We start from the raw sequence: 15,668 nt of genomic DNA on the forward strand, positions 1-15,668 counted from the left end.
CCGATCAATCCGAAAGCGAGGACGCGACGCCTTCGGCGTGCTGGTCGTTCGCGCTTTTCATTGCAGAACGAACGGCGGCGCTGATTTCGCCCGGCGTCATGGCTTGGGTATGAATATTGAGATTTACCGTCTGCGGCGCGTGGACGGTCTTATTTTCTATTGGTGCCGGAACTTGGGCTTGCGGCTGGACAACAACCGGCGCGAGGTCGTCGCGCGTTTTGCCCGGCATAACGTCTGTGGTGCCCTTGTATCCAGTTTTGCGCGCTTGCTCGGCTTCCCTGATGCGCAAGACTGTTTCTGCGCCCGGTGAGGTTCGGCCACCGGATTCGCCGCCGGAAAACAGCCCCTTGATACCTTCAAGTAGCCGATTAGCCGGGGAGTTCTCGAAATCGTCTTTATCGCGAAGGAATTCAAAACCTAGAACTTTGTTCAGTTTTTTTCCGCCATTATCCATAATGGCGCGATTCCAAGCGTCTTCTTGTTCCTGCCCTTTTTTAAGATTGGCTTCGTATTCTTCGCGGGAGCCGGGTTTAAGTACCTGATCCGGCATACTACTGATTGCCTGATATGCGGCCCATGCGCCGAAACCACGGAAAACATTGCGTAGAATACCGCGCATGCCCGTGCCGAAGGCGCGGCCATATGCTCCGCCTGCTTTTGTGCCAGCCGCTGCAGCTTCCTTTTCAGCCCCCGCAAAAAGATGACCTAAACCCTTGATCGCTAGTCCTAGCGCATTGAAAGCTACGCCTGCTATAGCTTTGCCGAGCCCGCCAAGAGCAAGGGCAAGAAGCGCGACGCCAGTGATCGCGGGTGCAAGTACCCACAATGCCAGAAGGCCCAAGCCCGCCTTAAGCGGCCCTCCGAGGAAGTCGACAAAGGGCTTTATCTTCCCATAGGCTTCAACAAACCCTTGCGCGAATTCCGAAATCTTGCGGCGTAAATCGGACGTGGGATCAAGAAGGTCGCGGAAAATCTGCCGCAACCGCTTCGCCCACTCGCCGATCTTTTGCCTAATCAGCTTTGCATTGGCGTCGTACCATTTATTAAACGCGTTCGCTAAATCGATGAAAACCGGCATAAGCTGGACGCCGACGAAGCGCCTCAAGCCATCCAGTCGGGCCATAACGGAAAGCTGGCTTTCCGAAAATTTCTTGCCGAGTTCGATAGCGGATTTGCCAAGAATACCGCCTGCACGCCCGGCCTCGCGACCGAGGCGGTTCAGTTCTTTTCCATTGTCACGAAGGAGAGGAAGTAACAGCGTTGCGTCACTCGCAATTGCCTCCATGTAGAAAGTCATGTCAGCTTGAGACAGGTTGGCTTTCTGCAAGTAATTGACGTAAAGTTGCAAGGCTTCCGAAGAAGTCAACCCACGGAATTCGCGCTGTATTGCTTTCGCCGATTTCCCAACGCGCTTCGGTATATTCTCAAAGAAGTCCTTCATAGGACCGCTTTCGTTTTGAAAGTAGTCGCCTATTTTGTCGTTTACGTCTTTGAGAATGTCCGCAATCTTTTCAGATTCCAAACCGACCGTTTTCCCGGCAAACGCCCACTTCTGAAAGGCCACGGGAGCCATCCCGGCCACATCAGATAGTTTGCCGATCTCGCTGCCAACTTCGGCGGTTGCTTTCGAAAGGCCCAATAGAACAGCAAGCAAACCGCCACCGCCTACACCAACAAGTGCAGTGAATAGCGATAGCCTTTTTGCGGTTCTGGCGATGCCTTGGCCGAGACCGGTAAAGGCACGGGTGACGTTGCGGATTTGCCGCGTCACTCTGTCGAAGCCCAAGCGTTTGCCTATGGCTGCTAGCGATGCTTGCACGCGCGCGCTCATACGCTTGATCGGTCCGGTAATTCGGTCAATCAGTGATAGCGTAAGTGTTGCTTCGGCTTGTGCGCCCATTGCTTAATCGCTTTTGGTCGGAAGGCGGGCTACCGCGTGGGTTCGCCATCGGCGAAGCTCCGCAACTTCCATTTCAAACATTTCGGAAGGCTGCCAATGGAACACCACGGCAATGTCGGCCATGATGTTTTCAATGACGCCGAGGCTTAGCCCGTCTTCGCCGCCTTCCGCTTCATAAAACCCTCAATTATGAGGGTCACCGCTTCGATATCGGCGGCGTCCATTTCGTCAAAAAGCTCCGGGGGATTGCCCGATAGCTGCGAAATCGCATAGGCGGCTTTATCGACGTCATTATCCAGCCGTTCGATATTCCGAATATCCTTGCCTTTCAGGCGGCGAAAATGGAGTTCCGTAATTGTGCGGCCTTCGATGGTGATAGGCTCAAGAAGCGTGTGCCTCACCGTTTTGCGGATATCTTCCATATCGATTCCTTAAATGCCTACAGCGTTGCGGGCGGCGGCAAGTTGATCCTCCCCGCCGAATTTCCGCACCATGTTGATGATATCGATTTCGCAAAGCTCTTCGTCTTTCTGCCGGAAGCGGAAGTACGAAAGATCATAAGTAAGCGTCTTGGTTGACTTAGTAGCCGGTGCCCACTGCGAGAATTCGGTGTTGGAGAGCATGCCACGCATGTTGACGACAACGGCCTCAACGTTGCCGCCTTGGGCCTGCACGGCCCCGCGCAATACCAACGGAACTTCGGGCTTGCCGATAAGGCGGATGATTTCAGGAGAGTAATCGGAAATCACAAGCTGCGCCTGCATGGCCTGCATGCCAAGCTCAATCCGCATGACGCCATCCATGCCGCCCGCGCGGTGATCTTCCATTTGAAAAGCCAGCGGCGGCAGAGTGGCATTGTCGGCACGACCGGCATAGCTGGTGCCGTCAATGTAGACGTTGAACGCCTTAAGCTGGCGGGGAAGTTGAGAGCCCATTATACCAAATCCTCAAGATAGTCGCCGACAAGGCGCATACGGAAGATGACATGCTCGGCGGGATACACGCCGGAGATTTCGACGTTAAACCAAGCCTTTCCTTCCATGATGGAAGCCGGAGAGTTCAAATCCGGGTCGGGATAACAGTTGCCGCCGGATATCGCGCCGAGGGCTTTTAGCTGGCGAAGGAAGGCGTTGACGGATTCAGAAACGTCATCGAAATAGGTTTTTGTGATACCCCGGTCGACCGCCCACAAATGCGATGAAAGAATGGAGTCGCCCACGATATCGTGCAGCCGCACGATGTTGAGAAAGGCAAATTTCGCATCGCTGGAAAGCGTACGGTTACCCCAAAGGCGGTAACCGTCCTCATTGATGATGGTGGCGACGTTCGCTTCATTAAGCAGATTTGCGCGGCTGTTCGCATCGTTCAGCGTGAAATCAATGGGGCGGGCCGTTCCTACAATGCCATTGATGACATTATTTGATGGTGACCACCAAAAACCACGGTCGTTATCGATCTTTGCGATCAGGCCAGCAACAGCCGGGGAGGCCGGTTCAATTTCAACGTTTCCGCCGCGCGCCACCTTTACGCCGGGATCAACCAAATAGACGCGGCGAGAACCAAAATCGTCCGCATACTTGATCGCATCTGCGTCGTTTGTGTTCGGCCCATCGGCGACGATAATCGCCTTCAGACGTTCCGCAATGCCGATAAGCTCCGCCACTACAGGATTCGCAGTAGCGCCAAGAATAAGCGTTGTCGCTGCACCCTCCAGCCCTTCGCACGCCGAAAAATCGGGCTGCGGGGCAACGGTGTAGCGGCCCGCCGCAGTGATGGTAATTTTCGTTAGCTTCCCGTCTGCGACCGTAAAGGTGCCAGCCGCGCCGCTGCCATTTCCTCCGGTAAAAGCTAAGTCGAAGATACCATCGGTTCCGCCTGCGCCGCTGTTTGTAATAGGACCGCTACCGGCAACACCGACCGGACGTTCGCCCGTGGCACCGGGAACGCAGATGATACGGGGTTGCTGCCCCACAACCGATTTCGCGGCAAGTAGGGCATGGACGCCCTTGTAAGCGCCGGTTACGGGATCGACGCCACCAAGGATATTTGCGAGCGTTTCCGCGTCATTTTCGCCCTCGGCAACGCGGACCACGACGACAACCGCGCCGATCTGGTCAAGGATTTGGTCAAGAGCACGAGGAAGCGTACCCTTGCCACCCTGAATCGCGTTCATTGACAGTTTTGCCGCCTCCGCGCGCGAGCCCGCTATGAGAACCGGCGTATCCAGCGGGAAGGCGAGGGGGTCGGCGTCCGGTGCCGTGCCGACAATACCGATAACAGAAGAGCGGACAACTCGCACCGGGCGCGGGCCGTCATCAATTTCAACTATCTCAACACCGTGAAGAAACTGCGACGCAGCCATTTGTCCAATTCTCCGTTATTGACAAAACGTCAATCAAATCCCCAAGTTATGGAGTAATGCGCCAATTTTAGATGGCGCATTTGCATTTCGTAAATGAAGGAAGCGGCGAACCGCCTACAGAATTCGCCGTTTAGACCTCGGCCTTGGTCGCTTCGATTATCGCGGCTTCATGATTGGCTGCGACGCTACCAAGCAACACAACCCGGCCATGATCCGGGCGATGCCAGACCGGCCCAACCTTGATCGGCTCGGAGAGCTTTACTTCGTAGTAGGTCGACGGCTCCCACTTCTGTTTTGCCATGCTTGAGTCCTTTCTCAATTCGAATACGAGAGGTCATAACGTTCGGCGACGTGGTAGGTCACAAGAACATTGTCCGTAGTGCCTTCCTGTTGAATTTTGAACTTCGTCAGGCCGTCAGGAATGTTGAAGACATAGGTGCGAACAATAGCCGCCGGGTCCGGTGTCTTCTCGTCGCTAAACGAATTGGCGTTGACTACTGTCGCGAACGTATCGCCTGTCAAAAGCTTGCAAACGTGGGTGTGGCGTGCGGCTTCCCAATATTCGAGACGCGTCGCAACGGTAACCGTTTTGCAGGCTGCGGGCAAAATGCGCGCCGTCGAAATATGCTTGTAGTCAGCGCGCGGGCGCGAAGTAAGGGTTTGCGACCGGATTCCAGCACCGAAGCCGGGCATAACGTCCATCGTTCCAAGAAGAACGATGCGGAACGGCAACAAGGGCGGCAACCCGATAAGGAGATCAATGTTGTTCGGTCCGAGGGCCTTCCAGACGCCGTTGATCTGCACTTCAAACGAAATTTCCGTGCCTTCGGGCGTAAGGCTGTCGATATTGATATCGATATCAGCGATACCGCCGTTAAGCTGCAACGGCTGCAACTGGATTTCGACGCGCGGAGCATTGAAGTTTGCATAATAGAGCGTGTAGGCAATGTCCTTCGTAAGATCGCCCTGCGCCCATTCCCCATCCGTAGAATAGAAGAGCGTACCATTGGTGTTACGATTCCCGTCAACCGCAGCAAGGAAATGATTGCCTGCGGACGCCGGAACAATAGCGTAGCGACGGCCTTTTTCTAGGAACGTTGGAGGGAGCGGAATCTTGGTGACTTCCGGCCACAGCTTAATGTCAGCTACAGGCAGCGTTACACGTGCAATCGATTTACTGAATACCGGCTTGCCGTTATCAGTTTCCACGATCATAAGCGATACATCGCCCGTCGCGGCCTTCCGGGTAAAATAGAGGCCCACACCCGTAATGAAACCGGGCTCCGAATTTAGGAACGTTTCCGCCAAGAACGAACCGGAAATCGCCTGCGGGACGGAAGTCGTTTCCCAATAGGATTCGGTATAGGTGTCGTAGAAAAATTGTGTGACGCGAATCCACTGGTGATTGATCGAAGTTTTTCCGATATCAGCAGGGTTGACGGCCCAAGTTTCGCCAGCCCGGCGGAAGATATTGCCGATCACGTCATAAGTGCCGGAGCGCCACCAAGCCGAGTTTGTGCAAACGGTTTTTGTGCAGCCGTAGCGGATACGGGTTCGCGCAACGTCCTTCTGCACGGTCGTTATGGTTTGATACTGATACTGCGCAATAGAAAGTTCGGTATCCTTGCCCTCGACCTTCAATCGCTGGATTTCGGTGTAAGCGGGCATAATCATATTGTTGCGCCGCGAAACCAGCGGGTCGATAGGATTTAGAAGCTCGACAATCGACTGATATTGTGCCGCTGGCGGGAAATGAATCCCTTCCTCAACCTTTGCCAAAAGATTGACGTTCTCAAGATCGGTCTTGGCCGTAGTAAGATAGCGGTCCGCATCATATGAAGTGTAGGTTTCCGGCAGTTCCGCAAGCTCTTTCAGGCGCGCCGTATCGCGGGCGATTTCATACACCAGATTTGCGGGGGCGAGTCGGCTCATTCGATCTTGAATACCGGCAACAGTGGAGTCCAGCACGTCAAGACGTGCCCCGGCGCGCCCGCGCCAGTCCTCAAGGACTTCAACTCGGTCCGAAACTTTGCGTACTGACTGCAACCGATTTGCTTCAACAGGGGTGATTGAAACAATACCGGCGGTATTGAGATGGATATAGGCAACAGCCAATACATTCGAATCCAGAACCGGCGGTTGCGGGTCCGCCGCTTCAACGCCGGGTACGGCGTTCACATTGGCAAAGCGCCGGGTTTCCGTTGCAACGGCGCGTGCTTCCGTTTGCTCGGTGTCTACGTCAACAAGGAAGGTACGCGGCTGGACGTTGGTGTCGATAGACTGCCCCCATACCGCCACCGCAACGATTTTTTCCGTGACGGCGGGGAGATTAGGCAAGAGATCGAGAACGACGCCGCCTTCATCATCACGGAAGAATACTTGTCCGTTCTGATAGAACCGGCCCGCGCCAACGGTGACTTGTGCGGCTCCATTCGCCACAACAGCGAAGCCTGTAAATTTGCGGCCCGGTTCGATGCCATCATTAACCGCATGGTCAAGCGACGCCTGCGCATGCTTTCCAATATTGGTCAAGTCTTCATCGGATAGCTGTTGATCCTGCGAAATAATGACAAGGCGCTCGCCCATGCTAAGACCCTCTATTTAAGGCGGTTTCGGACGCGCGAACCAAACTTAACGTCATCGCCGAACTTGAAGGTTTCTCCAAATGTTCGAACGCGTGTCGTTTGCGTATCAACTTTGATCCTATCGCGGCCCGCTTTACTTCTTCGTACCGCAGCATAAGCGAGCTTTGACTTAGATAAATTCTCTTTTGTTGCGAAACCGCGCCCTAAATAGGTATAGCCGCTATAACCAGCACGGGGACGCTTCGATGATCTGGCCTCAACAAGCAACTCGGCATGAAATGGGGCGATGCCGAGCCGAGCGTGGCCAGCAAATGAGTGCGCTTTTATCCATGGAACATCGACGCTTTTGTCGTGAAGAAAAATCCTATCGAAGATATGATTTGCGCCGTCATCGGCCATGACGAAGTGCTGACCCGCAAAATCTCCGACAAAGACCGCGTTGCGCTTTCGCGGCACTCGTTCTGAAAACCGCTGATATCTTACGTCCACCGGGTCTAGCCCTGCGGCGACGGTATCAAGGTGCAAGTCGGTCTTGTCTGTGTCGTAAGTACGGTCAAGCGAATAGGTGACAATTTCAGCGGGCTTGTTCTTTCGGGTCACGTAACCATGACCGGCAAACCGCCGAATAAATATTGCGGGCCCGGCTTCACCAGACACATGCACGCGGTCCAATTCGAAGGCTTGACCGGTCTCGGCGGAAACTTCGGGATTTGATCGGCGCATTGGTACTTCACGCCCATCAGGATAACGTATAACGGCACGCCGCCCATATATGGCCGCACCGGCGTCGAGCCTCGCAAACGCATGGCTTGCGAAACTGCCGCGTTTCCTGCCGTCCAAGCCGGGGAAGGTCGCTAGATCGGCCTTGCCTTGATAATTGGCGAAATAGATGCGGATTTGCGGCATGCGTTCCAGCCAAGCGTCGCGCTGCTGTTTCGAGATCACCGCCGAGGCGAACGCGCGGCGCGGATAGTGAATGACCTCCCGAAGCGAGGAGTCCACCACTTCAAGCATGCCAGAAATACCGGCCTCGGTGCCCTTTAATCGCTGTAGGTTGAACTGCCGTGCGACGACATCGCGCTTTTGAAATTCACTCCAATCGTCGTTCCAGAAGTCCACGGCAAAGCGGAAAGCGAGCCACGGCAGGAAGCGAATATCAATCTTCCAAGGGTCGAGCGCATTTGCCAACTCTTCAATCGGAAGCTCCGCGAATGCTGTGACCTGTTCTAGATCCCGCTCAAGCTTAGTGGCGTAGTTGGGAAGAATGCTTTCAAACGTCGACACGTTCCACCGTCACTTTCGCCGATGTGCAGACAGCCAGGTCATAGAAGCTGGCGGTAATATCCTGCGCCGGTGCGGCCAGAATAACATTTTGGACACCGCCGACCTTGAGAGAGGCGATCAACCCGGCCAGAGTGGCGTCGTAAGCCACCTTACGAATGCTCTGCAAATAGGACGATAGCGACGCAATAGATGCCCTGCGCACCGTTTCGGCGTCCGGGCCGGGATAGACAACAAGTTTTGCATCTACAGAGAAAAGACGTGGAGTCGGCGGTTGAACGGTAACGCCATCGGTCATTGGCCGCACCGCCTTTTCATTTAACGCGGTCCGTACGGTTTTCATGACGTCCGAGGACGCCCCCGCCAGAATGCGCACAATCGCCTTGTCGCGCGGCTGCGCAAAAAGTGATTTGCCGATAAGCAATTGCTCCGGGCTGGCCTTCTCTGCTGCGACGTCCTCATAAGCTAGGACCGTGACGGCAATTTCGCCGGGTGCCGGGCTGTGTATCGATACGTCGACCACATTCGGGTGAGCGGACAACGCTTGAAACTCATAGGCTTTTAGCGGCCCGCCTACTGCGGCTATGTAGATGCCTAATTGTGATCTGCGCCTTAATTGCTCGTCGCCTTCATTATCGAATCTCTTCGTATTAAAGAAAGCCGCCGCCACGTCTAAGTTGCTACCAACCGCGTCGGTGATCGTAGTTTGCCGCATCGCATCATTGACGCGCTGCCGGAGTATCAATTCCCGATATGCGAAAACCTCAATTACTTTGATCGCGGGGTCGCTTTCGAGAATAGCCGAATATTCGGGGTCGATTTGCAAAAGATCATTGATAGCGGCTTGCCGAATAGCCTCGTAGTCCAGAGCTTCAACGAAGTCTGGCACCGGGACCGATGAAAGATCAATTAGGCGGAAATACTCGGAAGCCGCGTCGGTCATTTAATCACGATCCCATTGAGGGTAATTACTTCGCCGTTTGGCAAGTAATTGCCTGTAATGGAGAACTCTATAACCCCGTCTCCTTGCAGGGTCATTGAAACATCCCGCAATTTTAAGCGAGGCTCCCAACGGTCTAGCGCTTCGGCAACTGCTACATACATGTCGACCGCAAGCTGGTCATTTGCGGGACGGTCAACGATGCTCGGAATATCGGAACCGTAGTCCCGACGCATGACGCGGGTTCCCTTGCGTGTGCTAAGGATATCTATGATGGATTGCCGAAGATGGTCTTTACCGTCGACCGGACGCCCGGTAATCGCGTTCATGCCGCGCATAGCGTGCCCTCCTTAGACTGGTTCGTCGGTTATCTCGCTGCCGCGCTCGACGCCGCCATGACGATGCGTGGCACCGATATCTTTTTCGTTGTGAGTAAGTGTCGGGGAAACCGTTTCTATCCCGCCCGGAGCGTTGATTATCAACTTCCCGCCTTCCGCGACCAAGCTGACACCGCCACCAATTGACAGGGCGAAGCCGCCGCCCTCGGCTATTTGCATAGAATACGAATGTGTATCGTGGTCATATGCAATTACGCTGCCGTCTGGATATTTCGTGACGTGGGTATTGCCCTTGTCTCCGGCCTGTGTCCGCTCGGTGGCGATTGCACCAAGTATGACGGCTTGCGATAAATCACCGGATGGCGATGCGATGATAACTTGTTCGCCTTCTTCATAAGACGAATAGACACTCGTTTTACCGGCTCGCGGTGTCGCCATCGGTAGCCAGTCAGACTCAAGAGCGCCCGCCTTGACCCGATAGCGCCCCTGTCTGTGGTCAACCTTCGATATGCTTCCAACTATGACGCTGTTAGAAAGGCGACGTTGAAGATCGGTTATGTCTTTGTCGTACCGGGCTGTCATCGCTATTCACCGATAACGACTTCGTAATCCGGTTCATGCCCCGGTCCGGTATGCGGGTCATATCCGAGCAATACCGTCACCGGCCTGCCAGTATCCGGGTCGGCGATCTGATGCGTCCAATAGATGACCTGATACGTCATAACGACTGCAAATAGCGCAACGGATTGATTTTCTACAACGAACAGATTCAGCTTTTGAAGCGTTAGCCATTCGACGGAGTTTGATAGCGTGGGATTAGCCCGCAACGCCTCTTCGACCTCCCATGCAAGGTCGTCGGCGTTGTCTTTGCTCTTTGTATGGTAGCATTCGACGCGCATTTCCATGATGCGGCGACGGGGCCCGCCTTGATGTTGGGTTTGGGGATCGATTTCCTCTTCCACAAACAGAACGTTGATTTCGGCCAAGCTATCGACGTCCGGCGGAGTGCTGTCGGTATCGAACACGCGCCCCTTTGCTCCGGTTCGAAAGCGCGGGCCGTCCGTTTCGAGAATCGGCGTTTTCAAATATTTGGCAACCGATGCCGTTACCAACTTACGGGGGTTCTCCATTGGTCAAACCTCCCGTAGTTGCAGCTTCATCATTCCCGATGACGAAGGTAGCCGTTTATTTACATCGTAGCTTTTGCCATTGATCGTTACGCGGTCTTTGACTGCCGGGTCAAATCCGAGATCGCCGAGGCGTACATCAATTACCGTGATGCGGTTCGCAACGGTCAGGCTCACTCCCTCATTCGACTCCGCTGGAATAACGTCGAAGATGGCGGTAAGCGGCTCGCCGCTCGGTGTCGTGGTATGCGTTGTATCGGTTTCCAGCCGGACATAAGTGAGCGGCACGGAAAATACATCCCGCACCGCTTCGGTGGCTATATCTAATAGGTCGTCCCACATCGGAGCGCCGCCGAGCATTAAGCGTCGGCGGACTCCTTCGCGCTTAGGAGCATTTCAGGCCGCGTGCACATGAAGAGCGGATAGCTGTAAACTTCGGGACGGACCCAAAAGCCGCGCTTTTCATCGCGCACCATCAACGAATAGAGCGGACGGCCAATAGTGTTAGCCCATTCCCACGCTTCGCCCGGTGCAAAGGTCTGCTGGAATACGCCGGGCGCACCTACCGGGATGAACTTGCAGCGCTTCGAATTGACGCCGAAAGCTTCCTTGCCGTTCTTCGCCCCCTCGGCAGCGTTCTTGTCGAACTGCTTGGAGCCCTTGTAGTTGATGAACAGAATGCCACCGAAATCGAAGCTCGCATAGGAACCAGCACGGAAGCCGTCTTTCTGCGCAAGGCCGAAAACCCGGTTAAGATTCGTCGCCTGTGACTGGTTAAGGTAGGTTTCGCGAGTGGTCTTATGCGTGGTGATTTTATCGAAGAAACTATCACCGGCAAGCCCGACCACGGTGGTCGAAGGCAACCAAGCTTCGTCCGCCTTATCCTGCATGATACGGATAACCTGACGGCATTTCAGTTCGACAAGGGTGGTATCCTTGTCCAGTTCGAAGTTAATTTCGACCGGCTTGGTGATATTCCATTCGCGGAACCAATCGTAAATGACGGTGCCGTCCTTGTCCAAAACCTTGCCGAAGCATGCGCCGAGCCGCTGGAATTCCCAAGTTGCTTCGACCGAAGTAAGCAGGCGCTGCTGATAGCGGCCAACATAGGAAATCATGGTTTCCAAGTCCGATTCCTCGCCAAATGCGCGGACATTCTGGATTTCGGAAGCCTGAATCGTGTGGCCTTTGGCAATGCGCGTCGTGTTGAACACGCGCAGGTCGCGCCCGTCGCGCGTTCCTTCGTCAATCGGCTCGCCGCGTTCGCTGGTCCCGATCAACTCAAACGTGTTACCGCGCTTTTCAACGCTTACGCTTGTCGTGGAAGTCGGAACGTCTTCGAACAGATTGAGCGATGAAATGAGGCCCGGCGTGAACTCGAAATCTTCGAGCGCCGCCGTCATCATGACCGCAGAGAAGGCGTCGTCGTTGAAAATATCCATATGCATCGTAGTTATCCCCGATCAACAACGCCGCTTAGCGGACGATGATACCCTTGGTTTTGAGAGATTCGATTGCCGCAGCTTTCGCATCGGAAGTGATGCCTTCCGGCCAAGTCAGTTCTGCGCCATTCACCTCGCTAGAGCGGGCGGTTATGACGACCTTGGTGTCAGCCTCGGCGGCGTTGGCCCGCGTATATAGAACGGCTACGGCGGTTTCCGCGCCCGTCGCCGGGTCTTCAGGCACCGCAGCCAAGGGCACAAACTTCTTGTTTGCAAGCTGCGCAAGCACAAGGCCGGACTCGCCCACCACGCCAGCGGCAAGGGTGCCGGTATCGCGTGACCGCATGCCGCCGGTAGCGCCGTCTGTTTCGCTGATGATGTAACCGCCGACGCGCTTGCCGTTGTCAGTAAACACTTTCATGGTGGACTCCTTGCCGCTTATCGGCGCTTCATCGCTTTAGCCCACGCCGCCTTTTTCTCGGCTTGGGACAGATTGCCATTGCTGCCACCGGAACCGGGGCGCGCATACCGTGGAGCCGCTACAGCACTGGTATGCGGGGCATTGGCGTCGGCTGCGGCTCGCATTATGCGGGCCCGCGCCTTGTCCACGGACAAACCTTGCTCAATGGCGCGAGAAGCATTGAAGCTGACGCCGAGCCGCTTGGCCTGCGCTGCTAGAGAATGAAGGCCGGAGCATCGTTTACGTTCGGCACGGCGGGCGCGGGCCGCTGGCGACTCTTCGTCGTCGCTTGCCCGGCGAGCGCGGCGAGCCTTGCGGGCCTGCTCGTCGTCTTCGGCGTCAGGATCATCATCAGCGTCAGGATCGTCATCGGCCTCCGGGTCGTCATCCGCATCCGGGTCGTCATCGGCGTCAGGATCGTCATCCGCATCCGGGTCGTCATCCTCGGCCCGCTTGGCGCGACGAGCCTTGCGCGCCTCTTCTTCTTCGTCTTCGATTTCAAGACGGGTACGCGAAGATTTGAAACGTCCAGCCATTAAGCTAACCCTCTTTTCCGCTGCGCTAATTGACGTTTTGTCAATCTCGTTTTGCATTTCGTCAATGTGCATCGCGAACGCTTGCAACGTTTCGTCCAATGTAGCCACTTCATCAGCAAGGCCGGACTCGACTGCAAGAGAACCGCGATAAACTTGCGCTTTTGTACCGCGTATTTTCTGCTCGGTCATTCCACGATTCCGCGAAACCAGCGCCGCAAACATATCCATGAGATTGTCTACATCTGCTTGGACGCGGCCCAATGCGTCATCGGTCATAGGCTCATGAGGGTTGCCCTCGGCCTTTTCAGGCGTGGACTTGATGAAGGTCCACTTCATGCCCTCTTTTTTGTCTTGTTCTGTGAGGTCGCAATGCGCTGCGACGACGCCAATGGAACCTACTTCCGCTGTTCGGGCGAGGACTAGAACGTCGCCGGAAGTGGCGAGGGCGTAGGCCGCAGAACACGCGACTTCGTTGGCGTGAGCCCAAACCGGCTTTCCGGTTTGCTCGCTCGCTAACCGGATGAAATCGGCGCAATCAAAGCACCCCGAAGCCTCGCCACCGCCGGAGTCTATCTCCAACAACAGGCCCCGGACCGATGGGTCGGTAAGAATTTCGGTGACGCCCTCACGAATGGCGTCGTAACTCATTAGGCCGCATTCAGCATCAAGCCAAGACGCGCGACGGACCAGTGAGCCCACGATAGGAAAAACGGCGATACCATCCATAGCCATATAGGCACCGCAAGAAAAATGGCGTGCGCCGCCGGAAATCATGCGAGGTTTCGCGCGCTCCGCCTTCGGTAGCTCGGAAGGCTTTACCGCTTCTCCGCGTAAAATGCGATGCGCCACCGATTCAATGATGTTACGACCTACATCGTCCCGTAGGAGCAAGGGCCGGTTAAAGATCATCGCTGCGATATGCGGCAAGTCACGCATTTTCCTGTTCTTCCTCTTCGTTGTCCTCGCGCTCTTCGGGGCGATCTTGGCGCTCTTCCGGCAGTAAGGCCGTCGCCGATCCCCATCCGCTTTCGCTGCCGGGCTCCGGCGCATCGGTATCGAACCGAAGTCCCTTGCCTCTTGCTGCGGCTCGTTCCTCGGCTAATTCTTCGTCAATGTCTTCCCGGTCATATCCGCGCTCTGCGACCGCCTGTGTCCGGCTCTTCAAGCCCGCCTTGATAGATTCCTTTTCGGCCATTACATCGACGCGGGGGTCAATCCATTCCTGACGCGGCGGAAGATGCTCGGCGCTCCAATACAGTGTGGGGTCGTTGTCGTAGTTCGGCAGTTCGACCAGACCGGCCATATAGGCACGGTCAACGAACTGTTTCCAAACCTCACGGCACAACTGGAAATTCAAGGTATTGTTGGTCCATTGGCCGACCCGCCTGCGAAAACGAACGATATCGGTTCGAACGTTTGAGAAGTTTCCCTTCGTCATATCTCCCGAAACGTAGGAGTATGGGACGCCGAGCCCCGCAGAGATTTTGAGAATGCTGCGGTACTGGAATGGCTCATATGATCCGCCCACATCGGCGGGCTGCGAGAATGTAATGTCTCTGTCATCACCGAGGTCGATAATCGCGCCCGGCGTCATCGGCGCAATCGCCGTATCATCCTCGTCGTCATCGTCAAGATCGAGGGGAGGCTCCCCGCGTCCCTTAGTGAACCCGGCAAAGAGCGCAGTCGTGCCTTTACGTTCAAGCTCGGCGTCGTCATAGAATTCCATCTTGAATATTTTGACCAAGATGCGGGCGACACGGGGAACACCACGGATTTGACCGCCTTCACGCGCTTCCAGCACATGAATGACCTCTTCGGCGGGCACTCGTACACGTTCCCTAAGATTGCCGGTGAATCCGATAGGGACGGCGTCGTCGGGATGGTAACGCCAGAAATGATAAGCGAGCCGACGCCCGTTGCTATCGAACTCGATTCCGGCCCTTATGTAGCGACCGCCCGTGAGTGGCATGTCGTATGAGAGGTCCAACATTTCAGCAGGCATAACTTGGAGCTGGAAAGGGACCGTCCACATATCGTCGGGATGGCGCGCATGTATTCGAACAAATACTTCACCGCAAAGAAACACTTCGCGCGCGACCATTTCCTGAATGCCGTAATAGTCATGCAGGCCATCTATGTCGGCCTCTTCGGACCAGCGGTAAAAAAGATCAACCAAGAAACGTTTTAGTTTCTTGTTCTTGATCCTTGGGCGCGGCTTGATGCCATCGCCTACCGCAGCACTGGCCCATTCATCAATAGCGTTTCCGGCATATCCATCATTCTGATAAAGCCAGCGCGCCCGCGACGTCAATGTCGTTCCCGCTTGCTGGATTGCCGCGTTGACATGGCGACGGGGAGGGTTGAAACCTCGCAGCCTGCGACCTCGGCCCGCAGCCTCAAATGAAGGATTGCTAGATCCGCCAAGGCGGAAAACGTTTAGCGTTTTCTGCAAAAAACTCATTAGAACCCCCGGCGAGCATCAATATAAATGGTGCGCTTCTTCTTCCGCCCGGTTTCAGCCTCGGCCAACTCTTCGTTGATGCCGTCAAGTACGCTCTGCATTTCCGCAATGGATCGGTACTGTACGCGCTTGTCGCCATGCTGGACGCTTAGCGCGCCGGACCGCATAGCCCTGACAAGCTTTATCTTTTGCTGCTTAAGCGATGCGATTTCTTCCGGCGTCAACGTTGCCATGAC

General features: G+C 55.2%; 18 protein-coding genes. All 18 read right to left on the reverse strand.

The window, feature by feature from the left end; translation table 11 throughout:
* Nucleotides 1-4 precede the first annotated feature (4 nt).
* The 18 genes from F9K91_RS04870 to F9K91_RS04950 all read right to left on the reverse strand — a co-directional run bounded on the left by F9K91_RS04870 (nucleotide 5) and on the right by F9K91_RS04950 (nucleotide 15,665).
* Nucleotides 5-1,900 (reverse strand): hypothetical protein, encoded by a 1,896-nt coding sequence (locus tag F9K91_RS04870; protein ID WP_151677303.1) that lies wholly within the window; start codon nucleotides 1,898-1,900, stop codon nucleotides 5-7.
* Nucleotides 1,901-1,903: 3 nt separating this feature from the next.
* On the reverse strand, nucleotides 1,904-2,023 hold the full coding sequence (locus F9K91_RS26565; protein WP_151677304.1) for a GpE family phage tail protein: 120 nt from the start codon (nucleotides 2,021-2,023) through the stop codon (nucleotides 1,904-1,906).
* A 23-nt stretch (nucleotides 2,024-2,046) separates the two neighbouring features.
* The gene (locus F9K91_RS04880) at nucleotides 2,047-2,322 is read right to left on the reverse strand and encodes a phage tail assembly protein (protein WP_151677305.1); all 276 of its coding nucleotides are present in this window, start codon (nucleotides 2,320-2,322) and stop codon (nucleotides 2,047-2,049) included.
* 9 nt (nucleotides 2,323-2,331) lie between these two features.
* Entirely contained in the window at nucleotides 2,332-2,835 is a 504-nt protein-coding gene (locus F9K91_RS04885; protein WP_151677306.1) for a phage major tail tube protein, read from the reverse strand.
* Complete coding sequence (locus F9K91_RS04890; RefSeq protein WP_151677307.1) at nucleotides 2,835-4,262, reverse strand: phage tail sheath subtilisin-like domain-containing protein; 1,428 nt, start codon at nucleotides 4,260-4,262, stop codon at nucleotides 2,835-2,837. Before F9K91_RS04890 ends, F9K91_RS04885 begins: the two co-directional genes overlap by 1 nt.
* Nucleotides 4,263-4,392: 130 nt before the next feature.
* Nucleotides 4,393-4,563: a hypothetical protein gene (locus F9K91_RS25900; protein WP_167522174.1), complete on the reverse strand. Its 171-nt coding sequence runs from the start codon at nucleotides 4,561-4,563 to the stop codon at nucleotides 4,393-4,395.
* A gap of 14 nt (nucleotides 4,564-4,577) precedes the next feature.
* Nucleotides 4,578-6,848, reverse strand: a complete 2,271-nt coding sequence (locus F9K91_RS04895; protein WP_151677308.1) for a hypothetical protein — start codon at nucleotides 6,846-6,848, stop codon at nucleotides 4,578-4,580.
* A gap of 11 nt (nucleotides 6,849-6,859) precedes the next feature.
* Nucleotides 6,860-8,131 (reverse strand): phage tail protein I, encoded by a 1,272-nt coding sequence (locus F9K91_RS04900; RefSeq protein ID WP_151677309.1) that lies wholly within the window; start codon nucleotides 8,129-8,131, stop codon nucleotides 6,860-6,862.
* On the reverse strand, nucleotides 8,118-9,071 hold the full coding sequence (locus F9K91_RS04905) for a baseplate assembly protein (protein ID WP_151677310.1): 954 nt from the start codon (nucleotides 9,069-9,071) through the stop codon (nucleotides 8,118-8,120). Before F9K91_RS04905 ends, F9K91_RS04900 begins: the two co-directional genes overlap by 14 nt.
* The gene (locus F9K91_RS04910; RefSeq protein ID WP_328593048.1) at nucleotides 9,068-9,406 is read right to left on the reverse strand and encodes a GPW/gp25 family protein; all 339 of its coding nucleotides are present in this window, start codon (nucleotides 9,404-9,406) and stop codon (nucleotides 9,068-9,070) included. The genes F9K91_RS04905 and F9K91_RS04910 overlap by 4 nt, the downstream gene beginning before the upstream one ends.
* A 12-nt stretch (nucleotides 9,407-9,418) precedes the next feature.
* Nucleotides 9,419-9,988, reverse strand: a complete 570-nt coding sequence (locus F9K91_RS04915; protein ID WP_151677311.1) for a phage baseplate assembly protein V — start codon at nucleotides 9,986-9,988, stop codon at nucleotides 9,419-9,421.
* 2 nt (nucleotides 9,989-9,990) lie between these two features.
* The gene (locus tag F9K91_RS04920; protein WP_151677312.1) at nucleotides 9,991-10,431 is read right to left on the reverse strand and encodes a hypothetical protein; all 441 of its coding nucleotides are present in this window, start codon (nucleotides 10,429-10,431) and stop codon (nucleotides 9,991-9,993) included.
* A gap of 108 nt (nucleotides 10,432-10,539) precedes the next feature.
* Nucleotides 10,540-10,893 carry a head-tail joining protein gene (locus tag F9K91_RS04925; RefSeq protein WP_151677313.1) on the reverse strand — a complete coding sequence of 118 codons (354 nt, stop codon included), beginning with the start codon at nucleotides 10,891-10,893 and terminating at the stop codon, nucleotides 10,540-10,542.
* Complete coding sequence (locus tag F9K91_RS04930; RefSeq protein WP_151677314.1) at nucleotides 10,893-11,981, reverse strand: major capsid protein; 1,089 nt, start codon at nucleotides 11,979-11,981, stop codon at nucleotides 10,893-10,895. Before F9K91_RS04930 ends, F9K91_RS04925 begins: the two co-directional genes overlap by 1 nt.
* 28 nt (nucleotides 11,982-12,009) lie before the next feature.
* Nucleotides 12,010-12,396: a head decoration protein gene (locus F9K91_RS04935; RefSeq protein WP_151677315.1), complete on the reverse strand. Its 387-nt coding sequence runs from the start codon at nucleotides 12,394-12,396 to the stop codon at nucleotides 12,010-12,012.
* Between the two features lie 17 nt (nucleotides 12,397-12,413).
* Nucleotides 12,414-13,907, reverse strand: coding sequence for a S49 family peptidase (locus F9K91_RS04940; protein ID WP_167522175.1), 1,494 nt, complete (start codon nucleotides 13,905-13,907; stop codon nucleotides 12,414-12,416).
* Complete coding sequence (locus tag F9K91_RS04945) at nucleotides 13,900-15,432, reverse strand: phage portal protein (RefSeq protein WP_151677317.1); 1,533 nt, start codon at nucleotides 15,430-15,432, stop codon at nucleotides 13,900-13,902. The genes F9K91_RS04940 and F9K91_RS04945 overlap by 8 nt, the downstream gene beginning before the upstream one ends.
* Complete coding sequence (locus F9K91_RS04950) at nucleotides 15,432-15,665, reverse strand: phage head-tail joining protein (protein ID WP_151677318.1); 234 nt, start codon at nucleotides 15,663-15,665, stop codon at nucleotides 15,432-15,434. Before F9K91_RS04950 ends, F9K91_RS04945 begins: the two co-directional genes overlap by 1 nt.
* Nucleotides 15,666-15,668 lie beyond the last annotated feature (3 nt).

This window comes from Brucella tritici, assembly GCF_008932295.1.
In the GTDB taxonomy this organism is placed as follows: Bacteria; Pseudomonadota; Alphaproteobacteria; order Rhizobiales; family Rhizobiaceae; genus Brucella; species Brucella tritici.

Excerpts from the sequence above, each read along its gene's own strand:
- F9K91_RS04870 (WP_151677303.1), bottom strand. The coding sequence starts at position 1,900 with ATGGGCGCACAAGCCGAAGCAACACTTACGCTATCACTGATTGACCGA.
- F9K91_RS26565 (WP_151677304.1), bottom strand. The coding sequence starts at position 2,023 with ATGGCCGACATTGCCGTGGTGTTCCATTGGCAGCCTTCCGAAATGTTT.
- F9K91_RS04880 (WP_151677305.1), bottom strand. The coding sequence starts at position 2,322 with ATGGAAGATATCCGCAAAACGGTGAGGCACACGCTTCTTGAGCCTATC.
- F9K91_RS04885 (WP_151677306.1), bottom strand. The coding sequence starts at position 2,835 with ATGGGCTCTCAACTTCCCCGCCAGCTTAAGGCGTTCAACGTCTACATT.
- F9K91_RS04890 (WP_151677307.1), bottom strand. The coding sequence starts at position 4,262 with ATGGCTGCGTCGCAGTTTCTTCACGGTGTTGAGATAGTTGAAATTGAT.
- F9K91_RS25900 (WP_167522174.1), bottom strand. The coding sequence starts at position 4,563 with ATGGCAAAACAGAAGTGGGAGCCGTCGACCTACTACGAAGTAAAGCTC.
- F9K91_RS04895 (WP_151677308.1), bottom strand. The coding sequence starts at position 6,848 with ATGGGCGAGCGCCTTGTCATTATTTCGCAGGATCAACAGCTATCCGAT.
- F9K91_RS04905 (WP_151677310.1), bottom strand. The coding sequence starts at position 9,071 with ATGACCGACGCGGCTTCCGAGTATTTCCGCCTAATTGATCTTTCATCG.
- F9K91_RS04910 (WP_328593048.1), bottom strand. The coding sequence starts at position 9,406 with ATGCGCGGCATGAACGCGATTACCGGGCGTCCGGTCGACGGTAAAGAC.
- F9K91_RS04915 (WP_151677311.1), bottom strand. The coding sequence starts at position 9,988 with ATGACAGCCCGGTACGACAAAGACATAACCGATCTTCAACGTCGCCTT.
- F9K91_RS04925 (WP_151677313.1), bottom strand. The coding sequence starts at position 10,893 with ATGCTCGGCGGCGCTCCGATGTGGGACGACCTATTAGATATAGCCACC.
- F9K91_RS04930 (WP_151677314.1), bottom strand. The coding sequence starts at position 11,981 with ATGCATATGGATATTTTCAACGACGACGCCTTCTCTGCGGTCATGATG.
- F9K91_RS04935 (WP_151677315.1), bottom strand. The coding sequence starts at position 12,396 with ATGAAAGTGTTTACTGACAACGGCAAGCGCGTCGGCGGTTACATCATC.
- F9K91_RS04940 (WP_167522175.1), bottom strand. The coding sequence starts at position 13,907 with ATGCGTGACTTGCCGCATATCGCAGCGATGATCTTTAACCGGCCCTTG.
- F9K91_RS04945 (WP_151677317.1), bottom strand. The coding sequence starts at position 15,432 with ATGAGTTTTTTGCAGAAAACGCTAAACGTTTTCCGCCTTGGCGGATCT.
- F9K91_RS04950 (WP_151677318.1), bottom strand. The coding sequence starts at position 15,665 with ATGGCAACGTTGACGCCGGAAGAAATCGCATCGCTTAAGCAGCAAAAG.